This is a genomic window from Aciduliprofundum boonei T469 (genome assembly GCF_000025665.1).
Classification (GTDB): Archaea; Thermoplasmatota; Thermoplasmata; order Thermoplasmatales; family Aciduliprofundaceae; genus Aciduliprofundum; species Aciduliprofundum boonei.
On the sequence record NC_013926.1, the window covers coordinates 1,269,791 to 1,293,527 of the forward strand.

A 23,737-nucleotide genomic window follows, 5' to 3' on the forward strand; every position below is an offset into this window, starting at 1 on the left:
GCAATATGATACCTGAAGATTTGAAATACACAAAAACCCACGAGTGGGTAAAGGTTGAAGGTAATAAGGCTAAGATAGGAATAACCTATCATGCGCAAGAGCAGCTCCATGATATAGTTTATGTCGAGCTTCCAAATGTGGGCGATGAAATAGCCAAGGGAGACAATCTTGGAGTTGTTGAATCTGTGAAGGCAGCAAGTGATATATATGCCCCAATATCTGGCAAGGTTGTAGCGGTGAATGACGAAGTTGTCAACTCTCCAGAGCTTCTCAACCAAGATCCTTACAAGAATTGGCTAGTTGAAATGGAAATTACAAATCCAAGCGAGCTGGATGAATTGCTAAGCGCTGAAGAATACAAGAAGGTTGTAGAGGAAGAAAGTTGAAAAATCGTGACTATTACTACTGGGAGGCAAAAAAACGCGGTTATAAGAGTCGTGCCTCCTTCAAATTATTGCAGATAAACGATAGATTTTATCTTATTCGTAAAGGATATACCGTTTTGGATTTAGGTGCTGCACCCGGTGGCTGGAGCCAAGTGGCTTTGAAAATTGTGGGTAGAGAGGGGAGGGTAATTGCCGTGGACATAAAACCTGTAAAATTGAGAGATGTGGAGTATATAAGAGGAGATGTTTACAGCGATGAGACATTAAAAAGGATAAAGGAAAGAGCGGAAAAAGTGGATGTAGTTCTCTCAGATATGTCTCCAAAAATTTCGGGTATAAGCTCATGGGACCATGCACGCTCTATAGACCTTGCAGAGAGAGCCCTATTTATAGCGGAGAATGTTTTAAGAGAAAGGGGGCATTTTGTAGTGAAGATCTTCCAAGGAGATATGCTCAACGCATACCTTAAAAAATGCAGGGATAGATTTGATATGGTAAAGGTGCATAAGCCAAAGGCATCGAATAGAGAAAGTCCGGAAATCTATGTGGTTTGCAAAAGATTTAAATTATCTAACACTCCATAGAGGCGCTCTAGTTCTATAATCACCATTATTCTTTCCTCAGTTCTTTCCCTGAGCAGCTCTTTTATTTTTCTCCCCATGTATCTCTCTCTTTCATTCTCAATTTTTCTGTATTGAGGAATTTTGTTTACCTCTTTATCCCAAAGCATAACAAATTCTTCTGGTGTATCTGCCTCAAAATTCTTACGCCATACCTTCCTCTTTCGAAAATTAAAGCGCATTATATGAAAGAAATCAATTGTTTTCACAAATAAATCTGAATACTCCTCGTCGGGCATATCAATGGGTATTATCTCAATTCCATCCTCTTTCGCTATAGCAAATGCTTCAAGGTATGTGGGCACAGGCAATCCAACTTCCCCGTACTTTTCAAGTTTTAAAGCATAAATAACTTCATAATCTTCAGGATCGATATCAAAGGGTTCTTTTAGATATTTTTTCAACCCTGATAACTCTTCTGGAGAGATACCAAGAAACATAACTTGGGCCTTGAAATCTTTAAACAATTCTTTAAGTTTTTCTCTCTCGCTAACAAGTCCTTTTATTGTGCCGAAAAATAAAACTTCTTTTCCATTGATATTGAACTGAAAAACCCTCTTCATATAGCACTCCTTTCCCTGACTATTTTGCGGATTTCCTCCTTACTTTCTATTTCCATAATTTCGCTTCTCTCAATCAAAGGTATTCCATCAATCTCTTCGTACTTTGCCTTATTTACCACGATAAATGCATTTTTACCCAGGAGTTCTGTAAATATACGCAGATTCATCGCTTTTACCTTTAATTTTTTCTGATTTTTACCTATGCTCGTTAAGAATACATCCCGCTCGTCTTTGCTTAAAGCTTCAAAGGGGCATTTAATGGTGAGAAATACATCATAGCCGATTTTCATCAATCTGCGGTATATATCATCAACATCTTCAATATTTTCATATCTCTCCTCCTTTAATCTCCTTAAATCTAGGATATCAATGGGCTCAATCAGAGGTATGCCCAAATAATCTTCAAGACGGAGAGCACTATCAATAGTTGCATTCATGCCTTCCTCGTATAACTGGATGGCTTTCCTTGACACACCTGCAATCTTTGCCAACTCTCCTAAAGATATACCTCTCGCTTCCCTCACCCTCCTTAAAAGCCATCCGTTTATGTTCACATACAATCCTCCTGGAGAGGCATAAACCATGGGATATTCTCCATTAACTATGAAATTCTTGAATGTATTAAAAGATAGTATAGGCAAACCATGGCGAGAATACACAACATCGTCCATTATCTCTCCCATTGCATTTCTTTTACCTATTACAATCGGTGCCGCCTTCAATTCTTTACCCAAGATTTTTAACTCCCTAGCAACTTCGGCTCTTAATGCATCTATATTAACCAAAGCTTTCAGGATTAAAATCAAATCATCTCTGCGGGCTATCATATCAAAACTTATACTCTTGAGTATGGGCTCACCTATCTCAAAATTCTCCCTAAAGAGTAATTCACGAATATCCCGCAGCAATTTCTCCTTCTCCATCTCAGCTTACGATTACGCTTTTAATATATATTTTTTTCCCTCGCATTTTCTATCTCACGAAATATATTGTTCATCATCTCAACAAAGTACCAAGCTACCAAGAGTTGAGCAATCTGCGTGCCATTCACATATTTGCTTCTCTCAAGTATGTAATTTTCAAAGCCCGTATATTCCATTATTCTTCTCTCCAAAGAATCTATGGCTTCGTGGGGGATAAGTCCGTCAAATGTGATGCGAGATACTCTCTTCATATAGTAAAAATCGTCTCTGTAGGAAATCATCATCGGTTTCTGCGATGTATTTATTAGAGAAGACAAACTCAAAGGCATCTCAATTCCGCTCAATGGAAAATCAAGAACTTTAAGTATTGTTTCTACGGAATATGAATCCTCTTCTGAGAATTTTGAAATATCAATTTTTATCACAATATCTGCATAAATCTTTTGGAAATCTATGTATCTCTTGTAAAAGGGCTCTCTTGCTCTTATTTCTTTTATCACATCCTCCTTTTTGTATCCCCTCTCTTCAACATCTCTTTTTATTTTCCACAGCCATTTTATGTCTTTCGATGGATCAACATAGATTTTCAAATCAAGATAATTGCGAAGCTCATCGTATAAAGTGTGCAAACCTTCCACGATAACAATTTTCTTTGGCTCAAAAACCTCTGGAGGGTCAAATTTTCCAGTTTTGTGGTTGTAAACAGGTTTGATTATAGCATTACCCTTTTGCAGAGCGCTCAGATGCTCTGCGGCTAATTTTAAATTGTTTATCTTTGGATCCAAGGGCAAATGCCCTGTTTTCTTTCTTGTCTCCCTATCCTCCGTATGATAATCATCCAAGGAGAAAGACGAAACTAAATCTTTGCCCAACAAATTTATGATACTCTTTGTGAATGTGCTCTTCCCACTGCCAGAGTCCCCGGCAACTCCTATTATCAGAGAACCTTCATACTCCTCTAATCTTCTCCTAAATTCTCCAAGCATAAGTGTAATAAAGAAAATGAAGATAAAAAGATTAGGGCATTATTTCTTTGAAATTTAAAACCTAACGCCCCTCCACGATTCTTATCTCCTCGTCCGTGAGCCCGTATATGCGGTACACGAGCGAATCTATGGCGCGATCTATGCCGTCAATCTGCCTTTTTATCCTCTCCTTCTCCCCCGGCAACCTCGCCTCGCCGAGCTCCCTGTGCAGCTCCAGCATCCTCCCCACATAATTCACGATTTCATCGTGCATCCTCCGCTCCTCCGGCTTCGAGAGGTCGAGCACGCGGATTGGAATCATTTCGAGGTATTGCCGGATAAAGCGCATATATCCTCCCCGAATTGTGCTTGTGATATTTGCGTAATAAAAATGTACCATTTTTGAGTTCAGAATTCCAAGAAGATATTTATCCCCAACCGGAATGATGTACGCAGTATTTACGCAATAAAATGCTTTGTCATCATATGTTGCCTGCATTCTAAGCGCTATATCTGGAAACATTATTTTCGGCTTCTCAAACTCCTCGTAGTAATCGCACGGCCTCAGCTCCCACCAGTACTCGCCCTTGTCCCACCTCTTCTTTGCCTTCTCCTCGAATTGCGCGAGATGCTTCGCTATCGCCGGGTACTCGCTGGAGAACCATTCCCATGCGCTTCTTCCTTTTTTGTGCTCGTTTGTCCAGCCGGATGGGATGAGTATAAGGTACCTGTCCCTGAACTCTATGCGGTACCTCTTGATGTCCTTGCCGACGAGGAACGGCTTTATCAGCTCTGCGCTTTTCGGGTCCTCTCTTATGAGTCTGTCCCGCGTCTCCCCGTCGATGACGAACGCCTCATTTAGGCCCGTTTTAATGCCATAGTAAATCTTCCCCTGCACGTACTCCCCCAGCGGAATCCCGGCGTTCTTCAGTTTTTCCAGCAGTTTCGCCTCCTCCTGGCTCACCAGCGCCCATCCGGAGTCGTCGAGATTCGAGTAGTAAACTTTGAACCTCTCTTTCCTTGCGATTTCCTTCAGGCGCGCCGGCTCTAGGGTTTTTAAATTCACGGCCCAGAAGTACTTTCTCGGCTTGCTCGCCTTCACTATCATTATGCACGGGTATGTCGTGGCCTTCTTGAACACCGGCAGGTCTCCGAAGTCCAGAATCTCCACTATCTGCCACTTCTTCAGCCATTCTCTGAGCGGTTTTCCGTAGTTGGCGCGCATCCATTTGTTGGCCACTATTATGCCGTAAATCCCGTTGGGTTTGAGCAGTTTCATGCTTCTCTCTATGAAGTAAACGTAAAGGTCCGCGGTCCCGTGGTACACCTCGTAATGCTCCTTGAAGTAGTTCTTCAGTTTCCCGAGCATCTCCTGCCTCACGTACGGGGGATTGCCGATAATCACGTCGAATCCCCCGTTTTTCATCACCTCCGGGAACTCCTTCTCCCAGTCGAATGCGTTTATCCTCTCCCTCTCCTCATCGAAAAGGGTCATCTGCACCCCCGAAGCGTAGTAATCCGTGCCCACAAGCGAGTTCCCGCACTTGATGTTGTTTCCGAGGTCGGGAAGTGCCCTCTCCCTCCACAGTTTTTGCTGCCTCTCCAGGGCGTCTTTGTTCTCTCCCTCCAGAACCTTCAGCAGGAGGCTCAGCTTTGTTACCTCCACCGCCTGCTCGTCTATGTCCACGCCGTATATGCTGTTCAGCAGTATCCTCTTCTTCTCCCTTATCGTCAGGTGCCACTCCCCGTTTTTGTCCTGATAAATTCTGTCCCTGTACCTCTTCTTGTTTTTCGCACTCGTGTAGTACCTCAGATGCTCCTCGAGGAGCCGGGTGTACGCGCCCAGAAGAAACGAGCCGGAGCCACATGCCGAGTCCAGAATCTTTATCTTCTCCATCTCCTTGGGGGTTTTTCCCTTGCACAGCTTTCCAACGGTGTTCTCCACTATGTAATTTACGATGTACTGTGGTGTGTAATAAACCCCGCCCGCCTTTTTCACCTCAGGCTTCTCTTCCACCTTCGCCCTGTGCCCCTTCGTTAATCTTATCACCTTTCCTAGGAACTGCTCGTAAACCTGGCCGAGTATCTCGGGGCTTATGACCGAAAACTCGTAGGGGCTCTCCGGATAGTAAAGACCCTTGATTATCCTTTTTAGCACCTTGCTGTCGATTTTTATGTTCGGGGTAATATCATCGGGCTCGGTGGCCCTGCCCTTCTCCGGTTTGAAGTGAAACAGCCCGGAGTTGTACTTTTCGTCCGCCTCTTGATAAAGCTTCAGGAGGGCAGCGTAAACATCCTCCTCGGCAGCCTCTAAAAGTCTCCCATATCTTTCAACTCCTCTATCTTCGCACATTCTCAGAAATATTATCCTGTCTATCGTTCTTTGCACCGCGTAGTTGAGCTCTTTCACGCTCAAATTGGGATTCCTCAGCGCAATATTTCTTGCAAGCTCGACTCTCCACCCCTCAATTTCCTTGAGAAATTCCTCATCCACAGGAGTGGTCCCCCTCTTGTTCCTGCTCTCTTCCGCAAATCTATCAAATTCCCCTTTCAGCACCGCCTCCTTGGAGAATATGGCATATATCTCGTCCCACTTCTCAACGTAATCCTTGTAGGTAAGGTACATTATTCTCTCGGTGCTCGGCTTATCGTCCTTTTTCGGCTTCTTCCTAGCTTCGTATACTGCAAATTCCGCAAAATTTGTCAGAATGGATAAGGGAAGCCCCGCGCTCCATGCGTACCTTCTGAGCTGATACGCCGGCTCGGAGTCCTTGTTTATGTTCACCGCCGGCTTTTTCGCCTCCACAAAGAACATCTTCCTCCCCGCTAGAGTGAAGGCGTAATCAGGTGCCTTGGTCCCTTTCGCAACTTTGATAGAATCTTCGTGAACCACATCCCGGTATTGGGGTGCTGCCCCGCTCCTATTCTCCATGTCCCACCCCAGAGCTTCGAAGAATGGGTTGATGAACTCCTGCCTTAGCTGGTCCTCCTTGTATGCGGGGCTTTTATATGCTTTCAGGTTCCTCTCAAACCTCTCCACGAGTTCCTTTATTATCTCAGGAGCTGGCATACTCATTTCACCTTAATTTCAATATTGTTTAAAGTAAAGTTTTGCCCCCATAAAAAATTTTATTTTTAAAACTAAGTATTCAAAAGTGTCAAACATTCTCTATGTAATGGAAAAACAAAATATCAAAAAGTAAAAATAAAAATTAAGATTTTTTGCGAATCAAAATTGCTACAATCACTAGCAACACTACAAGGACCATAGGAGAGAATTCAGGAATGGGTATATCAGATTCTGCGAGAGGGAAGTAATCTTTATGTTCGCTGCTTCCATCTAGTTGGTAGGGGTCATCTACAATTCCATCTCCGTCCCTATCCGGCTCTGTCCAGTCTGCCCAGTAATTTCCACAACCATCCTTGTACCACTTTATATAATAATCCCCAGAGTATTCAGTATCATCTCTAGCCTGAATATGCTCAGGGTCATATGTTCCATTGTTTCCATTGTTGAAGTAGAAAGAATTTTCCCAGATAAATATGTAGTGATCTGCACTGGTGTTTATTCCGTAGCCCGTGTTATTCAGGAAAAGATTCTGGGTAATATTCAGATAAAAAATATCATCTGTACCAGGGAGAATCTTTATCCCGTCCCCTCCGTTGTAGATTATGTTGTTGTGGGTTATATTTAATCTCATCTTATATGTAGTCACGAGTTTTATTCCATCACCTGCGTTATACGATATGTCATTGTGGGAAATGTAGTGTGTTAGGCCACCACTGTAGGGGTAAGCAAGAGATATACCATCTCCATTATTATGGGATATTTTGTTGTAAACTATATTTGCATTCATATTATTAGGTATGTAGATACCCTCTCCCGAGTTGTTTATGATTGTGTTATTAGAGATCTCTCCCAATACATAGCTCCCATATATGCCTCTCGCTCCATTATCGTGTATCTCATTGTTTGATATATATACGTCGATATTATAAAGGCAAATCCCCGTTTCATCATTTTTATAAACTTTGTTCTCTATGACATATGTTTTATCATCCCAGTAATAACCATTGTTTAATGATATTCCACACTTGTGGTTATAGGCAACAGTGTTTCCCTTTATGGTATTCTTTTCTCTGATATAATTCATATAAATGCCTTCATAAGTGTTTTCCATGATTGTGTTGTTCAAGATCTGGAAATAATCAATACCATCATCCCCATATATACCTGCATAGTGATTGCTCGAAATGTTGTTAAAACTGATATTTAGATGAGATGATGAACTTGCATACAGGCCATCCTTCCCATTATACAATAAGGTGGAATTCGTTAGGGAGACATAGGAACTATGGCCCATATACACGCCCCATTCACCGTTGTGAGTTGCTAATATTCTCAGAATATCTACATATGTAGAATTCCAAAGGGAAACTCCTCGGTTGCCATTGGAGGAAATATTGGAATCTCTTACTGTGATATCACTGCTCTCTATTATATTGATTCCGTGGCCTGTGTTGTTAGTGATATTGACAGCTTCAACAGTAATATTATCAGAGTCTTCTAAATATCCACCATCGCCATTGTTCACCATTGTGATAAAACCTACTGTGGACCTGGATGTATTGAGCATATATATTCCAAGATCATTGTTGGAATAAAGAGAATCCTTGATATATACATAGGTTGATCTTTGAATCTTCGTCCCTATAGTGTTGTTGATGAATGTATTGTCATACACAGTTGCTAAATAACTGCTAAATAAGAAAAGTCCATAGGAAGAGCTATTTTCTATTCTATTTCCATTGATATGGAGATACTTAGAACTGTTAATCTCAAGATAGGTGCCGTTGATGCGGTTTCTGTAGATATCTAAGGAGGAATTGTCGATAATACTTCCCATATCCATAATCATATTATCTTCCAATACTGAGTTCTTCACATATGCGAAGGTCATAGAGAATTCGGAGCTCTTGGATATTGTGTTCCCAACTACAGATGCACTGCTGGAATACTGCACATCCAAAGCAAGACGGTTATACGTGAGTTGATTCCCTTCTATTTTTGTGTAATTTGAAAAATAATTTCCTATGCCTATAGAACTATGCTCTAAGGCATTTCCATGGACGCTCGCATTATCAGAATGAGATAAATCTATCCCGTAAGAGAGCCACGAGCATAGATTATCACGGATATCAAGATGATCAGAGTTCTTGGCGTAAACTCCATCTCTAGTAAAGGCAGAACCATCTCCAAGGCATGTATTATTGCTTACAGTATTGCCGTTTGAATTATCTAGGTGAATTGATTCATATGCTTTCTTTATACTATTAGCCGATATCTTGTTGGAATCTGAATTATAGAGGTATACTCCATACATATTCCCACTTAAGGTGTTATTATCAACAATATTTGAGGATGACGAAGCCAGATAAATTCCTTTATCGCTGTTGGAACTTATGTCGTTCTCTTTTATGATTATATTCCTGCTTCTTGAAAGGAATATTCCCATATCCCCCTCGGATATATTGTTGTTGTATATGGTCGATGTATAAATAGATTGGAAGAGATATATCCCGGTGCTTACATTGGCGAGTTTATTCTTGTAAATATGTAAATATCTTGCAGAGTCCAAGTATATTCCTTGGTTAGCGAAATTCTTAATAGTGTTATTTGCTACATACGAATTATCAGCACCATTAATATAAATCCCAGCCCCCTCTATTGTATTTCCATCTATCTTAACTTCACTTCCACCGGAGATCTTTATTCCTTCATCTGTTAAAGTATTGCCTGTGGCGCTTATGGAAGAATCCTTGGCGTAAATTCCGTTGTATCCGTTAGATTGCATTGTACTACCTGTAATTAATATATTGCTGGAATCTTCAATATAAATTCCATATCTGGTATTATCCGTGGCCTGCACATTCTCTATCACGCCGTTTTTTGCATTATAGAGCTTTATACCTGAGCCAATATAGAAAAATCCACTGGAAGCCTTGGCATTCTTTACCCAGCAATTCTGAATCTTGAAATATTTGGTGGTATTACCTATATAAATTCCAGATTTCCGATTAGAAGCGTCTATTTCCCATCCTGAAATTATATAGGGGTCATCTTCTGTTCCACTTCCCCCACTTACCCCATGTGCAGAGTCAAAATCATCGTCACTGTCTATTATTATTGGGTCTCTAAGAGCATATCCCAAGTCCTCACCAAGCGCTGAATATGGCACTATAGTAGAGAATATCACTAAAATCCCGAATAATATAACACCTGCTTTCATTACGCCCCTCCCCATCCCTATATCACTCGGGTATTATATAATATTTTCTCATTCTAAAAAATTTTTAGCCATTGATCCTTATTATGCAAAAAACAATGCGCTAAATTAATTTGCTAATCTCTTTGTATATATTTTTACACTCCTTATCCGTAAGCTCATTTTTCTTGTTGAGCAATATCCTTAACTCTTGAGGTTTGATAACTCTAACCGAGCATCTCTCACACCGAAGTATAGATTCAGAATGCGTGATAACGACTACGGGGTATACTATAACATCAAACCCTTTCGTATTTAGATAATTCTGCAAATCAAGGGCATGTCTCTTTGCCTCCTCGGAGGGTTTGCCAACATGCCCTTCGTATTTACCTCCCCCTTTTCCAATTTTAATTCTTTTCCATTCATCTCCTTCGCACTCAACTATGCCCGAATAATTTTTAACCTCAAATGCAAAAATACCTTTATTACTAATAAGAAGAGCATCAATATCACCACCATGGGGTAAAGGCAAGCTGTAGAATTTATAACCCCTGAGCTTATCCAGATATTTCCTGAATAATTTCTCACCCTCTACTCCCATACTGAATTTTCTTTCATCCTTGGAAGGTTTAAAATAATGAAGCATTAAGGCAAAAAATATCAGGGCAAGAAGAAGGAGAAGGAGAACTGCAAGAAAAGGTATATTGAATCCGATCTTTAATCCTCCTGAAAAATGATTTAGAATAAATATTTCTCCAAGCATCGCAAATGTGAATAAAATAGCTGATTTTAATATATTCATTCTTCTCTTTTTTCTTAGCCTTCGTAACTGCTCTTCGGGATAACTCTTACCCATTGAAAGCCCATAAACATTATTCATATAAACTTTCTTAGAAAGATTTTATAAATCATGAATTCATATAATCTCCTGGGTATAGAAATGGTTAGAATATGTGCGGTTCAAATGAATGTCGTTCATAATGATGTCCCAAAGAATCACAAAAAAGCAAAAAACTATGTGGTTCAAGCAGGAGATAAAGAATGTGATTTTTTAGTTTTTCCAGAGATATTCTTAGAAGGAGTAATAAGAGACATAGGCTCTCTAAATAAGCTTGCTAGACCGATACCTGGAGAATATACTGATTGGTTTACGAAATACGCAGAGGAATATGGGATGCATATTGTAATGGGATCAATTCATGAAAAGACTGTGGATGGCTTTTATAATACTTCTGTGCTAATAGATGATAAAGGAAATATCGTTGGAAAGTATCGTAAGAACTTTCTTTGGGCCTCTGAAAATAAATTCCTAAAACCCTCAAAAGAGAGACCAGTTTTTGATACTAAATTTGGTAAAGTTGGGATAAATATTTGCTGGGATTTTGCATTTCCTGAGGTTGCCAACACTATAGCTAGAAAAGGTGCCAAAATATTATTTGGACCTTCTTTTTGGTCCTTGGAGGACAAATATGGAATGGCAAAAAATAGCAGTACCTTAGAGAAGTTAAGTAATGTTGAGCCAGAACCACAATTTGTAGATACTTTAGTTTCGGCTAGAGCCTATGAAAATGAAATGCTTGTAGTATATGTAAATCCATATGGAAAATATAATCTTGGTAATTATGAAATTAATTTATTTGGTCATACACAACTTGCAATGCCATTTTTTGGTACTTTCGCTAAAATGCATGATGATGAGGGAATGTTAGTGGTGGACGCTAATACTGAATGGCTGGATATGGCGGAGGAAGTGTACGCAATAAGAAAAACATATAACGATTAGAGACCAGCAAGCCATAAAATCTCAATTTTGAGTGCCTTTAAAAACATCTCTCTATTCTCCTGAGAGTAATAAGTATTTATTTCTGGATGAAAACCAAACAATATAACTCTGCCTGAATGGTACATAAATTTAATTGCTGCTGGTTTATGTATCTTATCATATATCGCCAAAACCTTTACATTATTAGTTGGTGTAAAATACGGACCGCCCCAATATGTAACGTTGAAAATTTCACCGTTATACCAAGTTATATTTGTAGGATACTGAGGATTGTATGTTGAATTTAGATCATAATTGCCAATTTCCTTAATTGGGCCAACTGCATCTCCAGAATAAAGATCCAGTATATATCCTGCATTATCACCATATTTTATACCATTCCATACGGTATAATTACTAGCAAAATAAGCTCCTGCACAAATACCCATATAAGAGCCGCCTTGTGAGACATACTCTCTTAGAGTATCTATTTGCTGCCTAGAGAGACCCATTATCATATGATCTGCTCTACCCCCGGGAAATGCTATAATATCGAACTTAAATAAATCATATAATTTATTAAAATTTTCAGCGATTAAAAATTGGGTATCAAATCCCATATTTACAAGAAGAGAACTAAGCATTCTATAACTTCCAGTATCTGCCCCATATCCTGCATATATACCTGCAGAGAGCGATACATTATGAATCTTACTTAGCTCTACACAATAGGTGGCAAAATCTTTTCCATCTTTATATTCTAATATTCTCATATGTCCTTTACTTATATGGGGAACTACTAACTTGTGGAGCATATGAGATGAGTTCTCAGTGTAATTAATTCCATTAATTTCTATCTCTCCTATCGTTGATTCATTTGAGCTCCATCTAACAAACATTTTATCCCTAATTATCGTAACCCTAAAATTCGGAGGTTCACTTATTGGATTTGAGCTCATGATAAGATAATAAAATGCAACTATAATGACAACGATTATGACTACAACTGCAAAAATCTTAACATCTCTCATTTATAAGCACCTTCCACATATTTCCAGCATGCAACTAAATGTCCATTTCCCACATCTACTAATGGCGGCGCTTTTTTCTTGCAAATCTCCTTTGCATAAGGACAACGCGTATGGAACTTGCATCCAGGAGGCGGATTTCTTGGACTTGGTATAGAGCCATATAAAGGCTTAATTGATCCTTTCTTATCAGGGTCAGGATATGGAATAGATTCCAAGAGCGCTCTAGTATATGGATGCTTCATGTCTTCAAATATTTGTGTAGTAGTGCCTAGTTCCACTATACTGCCCAGATACATAACGGCAATTTTATCACTTATGTACTCTACTACCCCTAAATCATGGGATATAAATAGATATGTCAAATTCATCTCTTTCTGAAGATCCTGCATAAGATCTAAAATTTGTGCTTGCACAGATACATCCAAAGCTGAAGTAGGTTCATCCATTACAATAAATTTTGGATTAAGAGCTAATGCTCTTGCAATTGATGCTCTTTGCAACTCCCCTCCAGAGAGTTGATGTGGAAATCTTCTAAGATGTCTTTTTGCTAAACCACATTTTTCCATAAGCTCTAGAACATATTCATCTATATCTTTATTAGACAATTTATGATTATGAGTTTTAAGGATAACTCCTATGTTGTCCCTCATATTCATTCTCGGATTAAAAGAAGTGTATGGATCCTGAAAAACTACTTGCATTTTCATTCTAATATTTAGCATATCTTTCTTGCTTTTCTTTCTCAAATTGTATTTTTCTTTTAATTCTTTTAATCTTTTTTTATCTCTTTCATTCAGATTCCTTTTGGCTTCCAGCATTTTTATCTCTTCCATAATCTTAGGAGAAGCATCAAATATAATCTCTCCATCAGTAGGCTCTATAAGTCTCAGAATAGAGAGGCCCATGGTAGTTTTTCCACTACCAGATTCTCCTACAACTCCAAAGGTCTCAGATTTATTGATATCAAAACTTACACCATCAACTGCCTTAACATAACCTACAACTTTTTGCATCACCCCTGATTTTATTGGAAAGTATTTTTTAAGATTCCTCACCAATAAAAGTGGATGGCTAATCTCCCTCACCTCCATAAAGCCAACAGGCCACATGATGATTTCCCCCAACTTTCACCATTTTTGGTTTCTCTTTTTTACAGATCTCCATTGCATATTGGCATCTAGGATGGAATCTACAGCCTGGTGGTGGATCGAGATAGTTTGGCACAGAACCTTTTATGGATGGCAGGGGCTTGCCTTTATGCTCAGGTCTAGGTATAGCACCCATCAATCCTAAGGTGTATGGATGTTTTGGATCCTTTAATATATTGTATGTACTCCCATAAGCCACAACACTTCCTGCATACATAACACCTATTCTATCACATAACTGTGCAACAACCCCAAGGTCATGGGTTATAAAAAGCACTGACATTCCAAGCTTCTCTTGAAGCTCTTTAATCAATTTGAGTATCTGGGCCTGAATAGTTACATCCAATGCAGTAGTTGGCTCGTCTGCTATTAACAGCTTTGGTTTAGAGGATATGGCCATGGCAATCATAACCCTCTGTGCCATACCTCCAGACAATTCAAATGGATATGATTCCAAAACTCTTTCTGGATCCGGCATATTCACAATTTTTAAAAGCTTAAAAGCTTTGTCTAAAGCAGTTTCTTTATCCACTCCCTGATTGTTCATAATCACATTTATCATTTGATCCTTTACTTTAAAAACGGGATTTAAAGATCCTATGGGATTCTGAAAAATCATAGATATTTCCTTTCCTCTTATTTTATTAAGTTCTTCTTCAGAGATTTTTAGTATATTCTTTCCATTGAACATTATCTTCCCAGCTTTTATGTGGGCATTGCTTGCAACTAGTCCCATTATTAATCTAGAGGTCACACTTTTCCCACATCCCGATTCTCCGACTACTCCAAATATCTCACCCCTCCTTATTTGAAAATTAACATCATCTAAAACATGCAATACTCCCTCATAGGTATAAAAGTCAACCGTCAAGTTTTCCACAGAGAGTATCACATCTTCCATTTTACTCACCTAAACCTCTTCAACCGGACTTTGGGATCAAGGAACTCTCTTAAAGCATCACCAATTAAATTGAAAGATATAACAGTTAGGAATATGAATATACCAGGGAATACTGATGACCACCATATTCCCTGCGTTATATATGTGGCTTCCTTTGATATCATAAGACCCCAATCTGGAGTTGGTGGTTGAGCTCCTAGTCCTAAGAATGCTAGAGCCGCTTCGGCTAGGATAACTGTACCCATATCCAAAGTTGCCTGCACTATTATAGGTGCAAGAGAATTTGGAAATATGAATTTGCTTATAATTGTCATATTCTTTATTCCCGCTGCCTTAGCAGCCATAACATAAGGTCTCTCTCTAAGTGATAAAACCATATTACGCATTATTCTAGTGTACCAGGGCCACCAAGCTATGGCAATAGCAAACATCGCATTCATAAGATTAGGACCAAAAGTTACCGATAATACCATTGCAAGAAGTAGTGCAGGAAATGCCAAGAATATATCTGTAATACGCATTATAATTTCATCCATAGCACCCCCATAATAACCTGCAAATGCACCCAATGGTACACCTATTAGCATTGATAACGCAACAACAATAACTGCTACCATTAACGCAATTCTAGTACCAAAAAACACCCTACTCATTACATCTCTATCATAGTAATCGGTACCAAATGGATGTTGCCAGCTAGGTGGTCTCCAAAAATCAACACCTATTTTTCCCATCCTATTCTCCGAAATAATTATAACATTAACTGTTGTAGAGGCATCAATCTTTACAGAATCAGCTCCACTTTTTATAGAAATCAAAGTGTTCCAAGCTATGGATACATTTGTAGTAGTGTTTGGTAAAGTCACATTTCTCCTTCCTCCGACATTCACATATGTCGGAAATTGCTCGCCAGGAGATACAAAGGCAGACTCAATATCTGTAAGATTCACATACAAAGTCGTTACATTCTTTATCTCAATGAATATTGTCATATTCATCTTTACTTTTACTGGAGTATTTTGGGATATACTAGCACTAAATTCAGTTTGATTATCTACAACCATGGTCATTGAAGCATTTCCCACGGTCAATGTAGTTGAACCTTTATCATAGGGAGTAAAAGTCCATTCTTTATAGTTACCCACAGAAACAAAACCATACGATTTAAAACTAGAATATACTGTTGTATTTCCAATACCCTCATAGGATGTGCCTACAGTCATAGCATCTTCCGGATAAGGAGAGATCCATGGTGCAAATATTGCTATTATTATAAGAGAGAGCATGAGTATAATACCTATTTTCATTAGAGGGTTACTCCAAACTATTTTAAATCCTATTTTCCATTCTTTAAGCTGTTCTTCGTGATTTTCGATGAAACTACGATATTTCTCTTTAAATCCTCCGAGACTCATGCCTTCTCCCCCAAGGTAATTCTAGGATCTATGTAAACCTGAATGATGTCTACTATTAGATTCACAATAACATAGAATAGAGAAACAACTACAACCATTCCCATTATCACTGTATAATCCAAATTAAGAAGCGCCATACCCGCAAACCATCCTATACCTCCCCATCCAAATATCCATTCCACATAGAACGCTCCTGTGAGCATGTAAGCAAAGTTTAATCCTGTTATTGTTAAAGTTGGCCCAAGAGCATTCTTTAGTGCATATTTTGTTATTAACCTTTTAGGGAGACCCATTGCTCGTGCAGAGTATATGTATTGCTCATCCATAACTTCCAAAAGGGTGGCTCTAGTCATTCTTGCTATTGCCCCAAATGGATACGAGGCCATAGCGATAGATGGCAATATAAGATGCCAAGCCACATCGCCAAACATTTTAAAATTACCCTGAACAAGGGTATCTATAAGATAGAATCCCGTTATAGTATGAAATGGATATTGATGGAATAATTGAGGATCGTATCTTCCACTTATTGGAAACCATCCCATCCAGCTTCCAAATATAAATTGAAGAAGTATGGCTAGCCAAAAAGCAGGTAGAGATACGCCGCTAATAGAAATTATTCTCATAATATGGTCTGTAAACTTATTCTGCTTCTTTGCACTGATTACTCCAACTGCCACACCTGCTACAAAAGCAATGACAATTGATACAAAAATTAGTTCCAATGTCGCAGGTAATCTATTGATTATCTCCTCTCCCACAGGTTTATGGGTACGCATAGAGATGCCCATATCAAATTTCAAGAAGAGATTATAGAGGTAATAACCATACTGCACCCATAACGGTTTATCTAACCCAAATTTCTCCCTTGCAGCTTTAAGCATCATCTCTGCTTCATTTACCTCTGTAGCAGGATTATCTCTAGGATTTCCAGCATACATAGCGGCAAGATCCACGGGAAGAGCATGCATTAAAATGAATGTAATGAGAGTAATGCCTATTATTATGAATATCGTAAATATCAGCCTGCGTATTATGTAATCCCTAATATTCATCGGATCACCGTTTGAGTGGTAGTATGATTAATATACAAAAAAATAAAAAATATTTAATTTTTATTCACCAATATAGTACAGCTGGTAGAAGAATATTGTTCTTGGATAGTACAGGTTAGGAGTATAGCCGCCTATGTTTGATTTCATAGAAAGAACGCTTTGTACATCTATGAGAAACAGTGCAGGTGCTTGGTCAATGAGAAGGTTCATTGCCTTGACATACAAACTTTTCGCAGTAGATGGATCTGTGGATGTCTTTATGTAAGCTTGCCAGAGTAAGCTATCATAGGTGCTGTTGTACCAGTAACAGAGATTGAAGAGTGGTGGATAGCTATGGTCGGCAAACATGGAATTTAGGTTATCATATCCATCAGCCATACTGGGCCACCAAAGAATCATGAATATGTCCTGCTTTGGTCCAAAGACCTTCTTCAGGAATGTCTCATTAGTGAGCCAGTCAGCCGGTTTATCAGCAGGTACCTGCCTTGCTAGAGACCACTGTGTCTTCCACTCCAATGCATTTATCTTCACAAATATGCCAAGGTCTGCAAGAGATTTCTGGATTACAGGTGCATATGCAGCCTCTACTGCATTTTCGGCGGTATAGTTCAATCGAAGTATCATCCATGCATTGCTACCATCTTCAGCCATTGGTTTTCCATCAGTAGTTGAAGAGGGATAACCTGCAGCGGCAAGTAGATCTTTTGCTTTTTGAATGTCATAATTGTACTGCTTCAATAGACTATCCACATCGGCTGTATGCGGCCATAATCCATAAGGAACAGGACCCTTTGCCTGTCTACCATATCCAAGGACTCCAGCTCTTAAAACTTCTTGGTAATTTATTCCATATGAAATTGCTTGTCTAACTTCTTTGTGAGTGAATGGATATGGATCTAAACCCTGTTTTGCTAGTTCTGGATGGTATGCCCAAATGTTTATGTAACCTATGTAGTTATATGCACTTGGTGAGATATAAACTGATATTTTTGGATCCTTTTTAAGATTATCAATAGCACTCAAATCAGTAGCTTTAGCAATATCTATCTCTCCAGCCTGTAATTTCTGAGTTTGTGTGCTTGGCTGTGGAGTTGTTAAATCAATATCTACCTCTTTATACTGGGTATCGTTCCATCCTCCCCAGTATTTATCGTAACCCTTTAGTACAATCTTCTTGCCAGTTTGGTAATCGCTTAGAGTATAAGGACCAGAGCCCAAATCATGACCTTGCTCAAACCACCCATGCAAAGAGCTTTCATTCACACCTTCCGGCAATTTAGAGCTGAATATCCATGCTCCGTAGATAGCGGCGGCCACACGGTCTAGTGGAATAGCATAGGTAAGGTGGAATACTACAGTGTAATCATCCGGAGCGGTTATATTTACATGCAAAGTCTTCCAGTTATCCACCACTGGCCACCATAGAAAGCCTGCACCTTCATAAGTAGTGTAGAATGTAGTTAAAGTTCGCTGTATTGAGAATATAACATCCTGAGCGTCAAGAGTATCTCCATTATGAAAAGTCACATTATGTCTCAGATGGAAAGTCCATGTTAAGCCATTACTTGAAACTTCCCAAGATGTGGCTAGTGCAGGCCCAAAAGGTTTACCGCTTCCCGGGGGATTTGCCCATATTAAAGGCTCGTAAATATTTGCTAAATACTCAGCTTCTGTAGAGTATGAATACGATGGATCCCAGGTCGTAACATCCGAAGTACCCGCTACATACAAAACCTTAGGCGCCACTACCGGTTTTTTATTCTCTTCGCCATGCTGAGACATCATCCATACACCTGCAATCGCTGCTATGACAATGATCACTGCAACAATGGCTGCTATAATCTTCCCAAGAGATTTTGATTTCGGTGGTTTACTAGTACTTTTAGGTTCTTCAAAAACCTCTTCAATTTCTTCTTTTTCTTCATCACCCATTTATACACCCCTTCTTTGGCGTGGAAGTTATCTCTCACACCATATATAAACCTTTCGATAATCGTCATAATTTCAGATTGTTTTGAAAAATTTTCGTAAACAATTTAAAAACATTATAACGAAAACATTAAATATAGTCTAAAAAATATCCACTGGGTGTTTGGTTGAATATGAAGGGGTATGTTGGCACTATAGTGAGAATAAATTTAAGTGATGTGCGCTATGAAATTGAAGACACTGAAAATTATCCCATCTATGATTTTCTAGGTGGCCGAGGACTTGGAGCCAAACTTCTTTTAGATATGACCAATAAAACCACGGAACCATTAAGCGAGGAAAATCCCTTGATGTTTCTCACAGGCCCTTATACGGGAACTCCAGGGATATCATCTGCCTTTTACAATGTCACAACTAAAGCACCTTTAACAAGAACTCCATCGGGCTCGCATTCTGGAGGATTCTGGGGACCACATTTGAAGAGGGCAGGGTTCGATGGAATAATCGTAGAGGGAAGAGCAGATAAGCCTGTATATATTTATATTGAAGATGGAAAGGTAAGCATAGAGGATGCCACTAATTTATGGGGAAAGGGAGTATTTGAAACCACCGATTATCTGGAGAGAAAGTATCCTTCGGCTAAAATTGCAGCCATAGGACCAGCAGGAGAGAATTTAGTTTGGTATGCATCCATTATGAATGATAAATATAGGGCAGTGGGTAGAACTGGGGCAGGAGCTGTTATGGGGAGCAAGCTACTTAAGGCAATAGTGGTAAAAGGGAAACACAGGGTTGAAGTTGCAGACCCACAGGGATTAAAGGATGTGTTTGCAGAGGCTTTGAAAAACACAAGGGTGAAAGCCGCCAAAGTTTCTGAGTTGGGTACCCCTGCAATGATTCCTGTCACAAATTCTACAGGTACATTACCCACAAGAAACTTTCAGCAGGGATCATATGAAAAGGCTGATAATTTGGATCCAAAGAAGCTGCGATACGAGTTTACGAAGAAAAAGGTGGCTTGCTATGGGTGTCCTATCAGATGCTCTAATTTTACCGAAGCAGAATATGAAGGAATAAGAGTGAAAGGTGAAGGGCCAGAGTATGAGACCACCATGGCCTTTGGCTCCAATATTGACAATGACGATTACAATCTCTTAATAGTGGCCAATGCTCTTTGCAATGATTACGGTATGGATACCATAACCGCTGGAGACACAATTGCCTTCTTTATGGAGCTTTATGAGAGGGGAATCCTAACTAAGGAGGAAGTGGATAACTTGGATTTCAGATTTGGAAACAAGGAGATAATATTGGATCTTCTGCACAAGATTGCAAAAAGAGAGGGCGTGGGCGAACTTCTATCTTTAGGCGTAAGAGAAGCTTCCAAGCGTATAGGAAGGGGCTCTGAGAGATATGCGATTCATGTAAAAGGATTGGAGCCTCCAGGATACGATCCCAGAGGAAGTGTGGGAATGGGATTGAATTATGCTACGAGCAACAGAGGCGCATGTCATTTGCGAGCAGCTATGTATGTGCCCGAGCTACTATACAAGACAATGGATAGGTTCCAAATAAGGGGCAAGCATGAGTATATAAGAGATTTTCAAAACGTACTTGCCGTTGTGGATTCCATGATAATGTGCAAATTTGGAAGTCGTTATGGATACTTGGATGATGCAGACACTATTGCCAAAGCTCTGACAGTGGTTACAGGCTATGAGTACTCGGGAGAGGAAATACTAAAGATAGGGGATAGGATATGGAACATGGAGAGACTCTTTCTCCTTAGAGAAGGATATACCCACAGAGACGATACCTTGCCCGAGAGATTCTTTGAGGAGCCTGTGGATGTTGGTAATGGAGATAAGAGAGCTATTAACAAAGAAGAGTTCCATCAGGCCATAAAAGATTGGTATAGAGCGAGAGGATGGGATGAAAGTGGAAGGCCCACAAGATGGAAATTGGAAGAATTGGGATTGGATGAATATATTGGAAAATTTTGAGGTGATGTGATATGGAAGGCCCTAAAATAAAAGTAGTTCCCCCGGGACCAAAATCTCAAGAGATTTTGAAACTAAAGGATAAATATGTGGCTCGGGGGATGAGTGTAGCGCATCCGATTGTTGTGGAGAGAGCACATGGAGCGTTTGTGGAGGATGTCGATGGAAATGTATACATAGATTTTGCTGGAGGTATAGGAGTTATTAATGCTGGGCACACTCCTGATGAGGTTGTGGAGGCAATAAAGGAGCAAAGCGAGAAGCTACTCCATACATGCTTCATGGTCCTGCCCTATGAACCATTCCTTCATCTTGCAGAGAGAATGGTACAGATCACACCTGCGAATTTGGAAAAGGTGGCCCTTTTTAACAGTGGTGCTGAGGCTGTTGAAAATGCCATAAAAATTGCAATTTACAGCACAGGAAAGCAGGGGATAATTACCTTTGACCACGCATTTCACGGAAGGACAAGAATGGGCATGACCCTTACTGGAAAGAACAAACCATACAAATACAAGCTTGGAATGCCCATACCTGGTATATGGCAATTGCCCTATCCCTATCCCTATAGATGCATGGGCGGTAAAAAGACGGATCCAGAGGAATGTTTGCAAAGAACTTTGGAGTACATAGATTTCAAGCTTAGAACCCACATCTCTCCAGATGAAACTGCTGCATTCATAGCCGAGCCCTTGCAGGGAGAGGGAGGGTTTATAGTGCCCCCCAAGGGATTTTTCCCAGAGTTGAAGAAAATTGCAGAGGAAAATGAAATGCTGCTTATTGATGATGAGATTCAGAGTGGCTTCGGTCGTACAGGAAAGATGTGGGCTACCGAGCATTTCGGAACAGAGCCCCATATAATGACCTTTGCAAAATCTGTGGCCTCTGGATTACCACTCTCAGGTGTGATTGGAGAAGCTGAGATTATGGATTCTGTGCATCCTGGTGGTCTAGGAGGTACCTATGGAGGAAACCCTGTGGCATGTGCAGCTGCTCTCAAAACCATAGATATAATTGAGAAAAATCTTGATAATGCTGTGAAGATTGGAGATATCATACACAAGCGTTTTATAGATATGCAGGATGAATTCAAAATAATAGGGGATGTTCGAGGCTTAGGTCCAATGATAGCTATGGAACTTGTTAAAGATAGGGAAACTCAGGAGCCCGCTACGGAGGAAACCAAAAAGATACTGCATAAAGCTCTTGAAAAGGGTCTTATCTTAATAAAAGCGGGATTATTCAGCAATGTTATACGCATTCTTGTACCCATCGTGGCATCCATAGATACTGTTGAGAAAGGTTTGGACATCTTCGAGGATACTATAAAGGAAATATCCCAACAGATCTAGGGCACAATGATACTCTGAAACACTCCTGGGCAAGAACTTACAAGCTTTCTTATTTTATACTTGGCTATCCAATACCTACCATTTCTTTTATAGAGTTCATAACCTAGAGAGGATACAACTTCATAATCCTTTTCAGATAATAGATAACCATCATAAGAGCCAGCAGGAATGAAAAAAGTTATAGGTAAAAAAATTTGAGATTGTGGCAAATTACAACGCTCTGCAATTCTATCAAGGCACTCTTTTTCTATCTTTATTTTCTTTCCTTTCTCCTCAATTACTGGATCTTTGAGAAGCCCCTGCAAGGACACTCTCTTTTTTATTATCTCCCTGTTTATGCTCAGAATATCCTGCTGTATTATGTTCTCAATTACCATCCTCTCTCCTGAAGTTTCTCGTTGAGTTGCGAGATTTCTTGTCCGTACATTCCTTTGAGTCCCTTGGATACCTCAGCTATCACCTCAGGTTCATCGTAATGCATGACCGCCTCTACTATTGCACGGGCCATTTCCTCAGGATTTGGGCTCTTGAATATTCCACTTCCAACAAACACGCCATCCGCTCCAAGGTTCATCATTAAAGCTGCATCTGGTGGAGTTGCTATGCCTCCCGCTGCAAAGTTCACAACGGGTAAACGCTGGAGCTTTTTAATTTCCATCAATTCTTTGTAGAGCCCTTCCACAATATCGTTTATTGTGTATTCTCCAAATACAGGCTCATGTGGGTCTATATCCGACGGCATACCATTAAACTCCTTAACCTGTTTTAACAGCTTCTCATAAGATTCAGCATATTTTCTTGCAATTTTGTATATTTCTGCATCATTTTTGTATTTCAACTCCTCTATTCCCCTATTAACCAAGCGCATATGCCTAACTGCCTCAATGACATTGCCAGTACCAGCCTCACCCTTCGTTCTTATCATAGCGGCACCTTCCCAGATGCGGCGCACTGCCTCCCCGAGATTTCTTGCACCGCAAACGAAGGGAATGGTAAATTCTCTTTTATCAATATGATAAAACGGGTCCGCGGGAGTAAGTACCTCACTCTCATCAATCATATCCACTCCCAACGCCTCTAATGCACGGGCCTCTTCAATATGCCCAATACGCACCTTTGCCATAACAGGTATGCTAACAGCATCCATAATCTCTTGAATCTTATTTGGATCCGCCATCCTTGCAACTCCCCCTGCTGCACGAATATCAGCGGGAACACGCTCTAGAGCCATAACTGCTACAGCACCAGCATCTTCAGCAATTCCGGCCTGCTCGGCATTCGTAACATCCATTATTACTCCGCCCTTCTGCATTTTGGCGAAGCCTCTCTTAACGAGCTCACTACCGTATCTAACATTCTCCAGATCCAAATGAAATGGCATTTTTCTCACCTCAATGAGCCATGGCTGCCATCTTTATTTA

General features: G+C 39.9%; 19 protein-coding genes. 5 read left to right on the forward strand and 14 right to left on the reverse strand.

Annotation, left to right across the window (positions count from 1 at the left end):
* Positions 1–5 precede the first annotated feature (5 nt).
* Together gcvH and ABOO_RS06705 are read left to right on the forward strand one after the other, a co-directional pair.
* Positions 6–386 carry a glycine cleavage system protein GcvH gene (gene gcvH / locus ABOO_RS06700; protein ID WP_008083931.1) on the forward strand — a complete coding sequence of 127 codons (381 nt, stop codon included), beginning with the start codon at positions 6–8 and terminating at the stop codon, positions 384–386.
* The gene (locus ABOO_RS06705) at positions 383–970 is read left to right on the forward strand and encodes an RlmE family RNA methyltransferase (protein WP_012997396.1); all 588 of its coding nucleotides are present in this window, start codon (positions 383–385) and stop codon (positions 968–970) included. The genes gcvH and ABOO_RS06705 overlap by 4 nt, the downstream gene beginning before the upstream one ends.
* On the opposite strand, the gene ABOO_RS06710 is transcribed toward ABOO_RS06705, so the two are convergent.
* The 6 genes from ABOO_RS06710 to ABOO_RS06735 form a co-directional block, all read right to left on the reverse strand.
* On the reverse strand, positions 928–1,569 hold the full coding sequence (locus tag ABOO_RS06710) for a hypothetical protein (RefSeq protein ID WP_008083761.1): 642 nt from the start codon (positions 1,567–1,569) through the stop codon (positions 928–930). The two genes, ABOO_RS06705 and ABOO_RS06710, sit on opposite strands and share 43 nt — an antisense overlap.
* On the reverse strand, positions 1,566–2,492 hold the full coding sequence (locus ABOO_RS06715; protein WP_008082830.1) for a transcriptional regulator: 927 nt from the start codon (positions 2,490–2,492) through the stop codon (positions 1,566–1,568). Before ABOO_RS06715 ends, ABOO_RS06710 begins: the two co-directional genes overlap by 4 nt.
* A 20-nt stretch (positions 2,493–2,512) precedes the next feature.
* A complete protein-coding gene (locus tag ABOO_RS06720) occupies positions 2,513–3,478 on the reverse strand; it encodes a phosphoribulokinase (RefSeq protein WP_008083905.1) in 966 nt (321 codons plus the stop codon).
* Positions 3,479–3,539: 61 nt separating this feature from the next.
* Complete coding sequence (locus ABOO_RS06725; protein WP_008083879.1) at positions 3,540–6,527, reverse strand: Eco57I restriction-modification methylase domain-containing protein; 2,988 nt, start codon at positions 6,525–6,527, stop codon at positions 3,540–3,542.
* Between the two features lie 142 nt (positions 6,528–6,669).
* The gene (locus ABOO_RS06730; protein ID WP_008083917.1) at positions 6,670–9,747 is read right to left on the reverse strand and encodes a right-handed parallel beta-helix repeat-containing protein; all 3,078 of its coding nucleotides are present in this window, start codon (positions 9,745–9,747) and stop codon (positions 6,670–6,672) included.
* 100 nt (positions 9,748–9,847) lie between these two features.
* Entirely contained in the window at positions 9,848–10,579 is a 732-nt protein-coding gene (locus tag ABOO_RS06735; RefSeq protein ID WP_236614134.1) for a nuclease-related domain-containing protein, read from the reverse strand.
* Between the two features lie 54 nt (positions 10,580–10,633).
* On the opposite strand from ABOO_RS06735, the gene ABOO_RS06740 reads away from it, so the two are divergent.
* The gene (locus ABOO_RS06740; protein ID WP_236614135.1) at positions 10,634–11,506 is read left to right on the forward strand and encodes a carbon-nitrogen hydrolase family protein; all 873 of its coding nucleotides are present in this window, start codon (positions 10,634–10,636) and stop codon (positions 11,504–11,506) included.
* On the opposite strand, the gene ABOO_RS06745 is transcribed toward ABOO_RS06740, so the two are convergent.
* From ABOO_RS06745 to ABOO_RS06770, 6 genes are read right to left on the reverse strand one after another with little or no spacing between them, the layout of a single operon-like run.
* Positions 11,503–12,516: a BPL-N domain-containing protein gene (locus ABOO_RS06745; protein ID WP_008083776.1), complete on the reverse strand. Its 1,014-nt coding sequence runs from the start codon at positions 12,514–12,516 to the stop codon at positions 11,503–11,505. The genes ABOO_RS06740 and ABOO_RS06745 overlap by 4 nt on opposite strands.
* Positions 12,513–13,607, reverse strand: a complete 1,095-nt coding sequence (locus ABOO_RS06750; protein WP_008083143.1) for an ABC transporter ATP-binding protein — start codon at positions 13,605–13,607, stop codon at positions 12,513–12,515. The genes ABOO_RS06745 and ABOO_RS06750 overlap by 4 nt, the downstream gene beginning before the upstream one ends.
* Positions 13,588–14,565, reverse strand: coding sequence for an ABC transporter ATP-binding protein (locus ABOO_RS06755; protein ID WP_008083932.1), 978 nt, complete (start codon positions 14,563–14,565; stop codon positions 13,588–13,590). The genes ABOO_RS06750 and ABOO_RS06755 overlap by 20 nt, the downstream gene beginning before the upstream one ends.
* Positions 14,566–14,570: 5 nt before the next feature.
* Positions 14,571–15,980, reverse strand: a complete 1,410-nt coding sequence (locus ABOO_RS06760; protein ID WP_008083799.1) for an ABC transporter permease — start codon at positions 15,978–15,980, stop codon at positions 14,571–14,573.
* Entirely contained in the window at positions 15,977–17,035 is a 1,059-nt protein-coding gene (locus tag ABOO_RS06765; RefSeq protein ID WP_008083793.1) for an ABC transporter permease, read from the reverse strand. The genes ABOO_RS06760 and ABOO_RS06765 overlap by 4 nt, the downstream gene beginning before the upstream one ends.
* Positions 17,036–17,095: 60 nt before the next feature.
* Positions 17,096–18,967, reverse strand: a complete 1,872-nt coding sequence (locus ABOO_RS06770; protein ID WP_008083773.1) for an ABC transporter substrate-binding protein — start codon at positions 18,965–18,967, stop codon at positions 17,096–17,098.
* A gap of 170 nt (positions 18,968–19,137) precedes the next feature.
* On the opposite strand from ABOO_RS06770, the gene ABOO_RS06775 reads away from it, so the two are divergent.
* Positions 19,138–20,967: an aldehyde ferredoxin oxidoreductase family protein gene (locus ABOO_RS06775; protein ID WP_008083804.1), complete on the forward strand. Its 1,830-nt coding sequence runs from the start codon at positions 19,138–19,140 to the stop codon at positions 20,965–20,967.
* An 11-nt stretch (positions 20,968–20,978) separates the two neighbouring features.
* Positions 20,979–22,316, forward strand: a complete 1,338-nt coding sequence (locus ABOO_RS06780; RefSeq protein WP_008083914.1) for an aspartate aminotransferase family protein — start codon at positions 20,979–20,981, stop codon at positions 22,314–22,316.
* Here the strand turns inward: ABOO_RS06780 and ABOO_RS06785 are convergent.
* Both ABOO_RS06785 and pdxS read right to left on the reverse strand, forming a co-directional pair.
* A complete protein-coding gene (locus ABOO_RS06785) occupies positions 22,313–22,693 on the reverse strand; it encodes a DUF61 family protein (protein ID WP_012997398.1) in 381 nt (126 codons plus the stop codon). The genes ABOO_RS06780 and ABOO_RS06785 overlap by 4 nt on opposite strands.
* The gene (gene pdxS / locus ABOO_RS06790) at positions 22,687–23,697 is read right to left on the reverse strand and encodes a pyridoxal 5'-phosphate synthase lyase subunit PdxS (protein WP_008083922.1); all 1,011 of its coding nucleotides are present in this window, start codon (positions 23,695–23,697) and stop codon (positions 22,687–22,689) included. Before pdxS ends, ABOO_RS06785 begins: the two co-directional genes overlap by 7 nt.
* Positions 23,698–23,737: the final 40 nt, after the last annotated feature.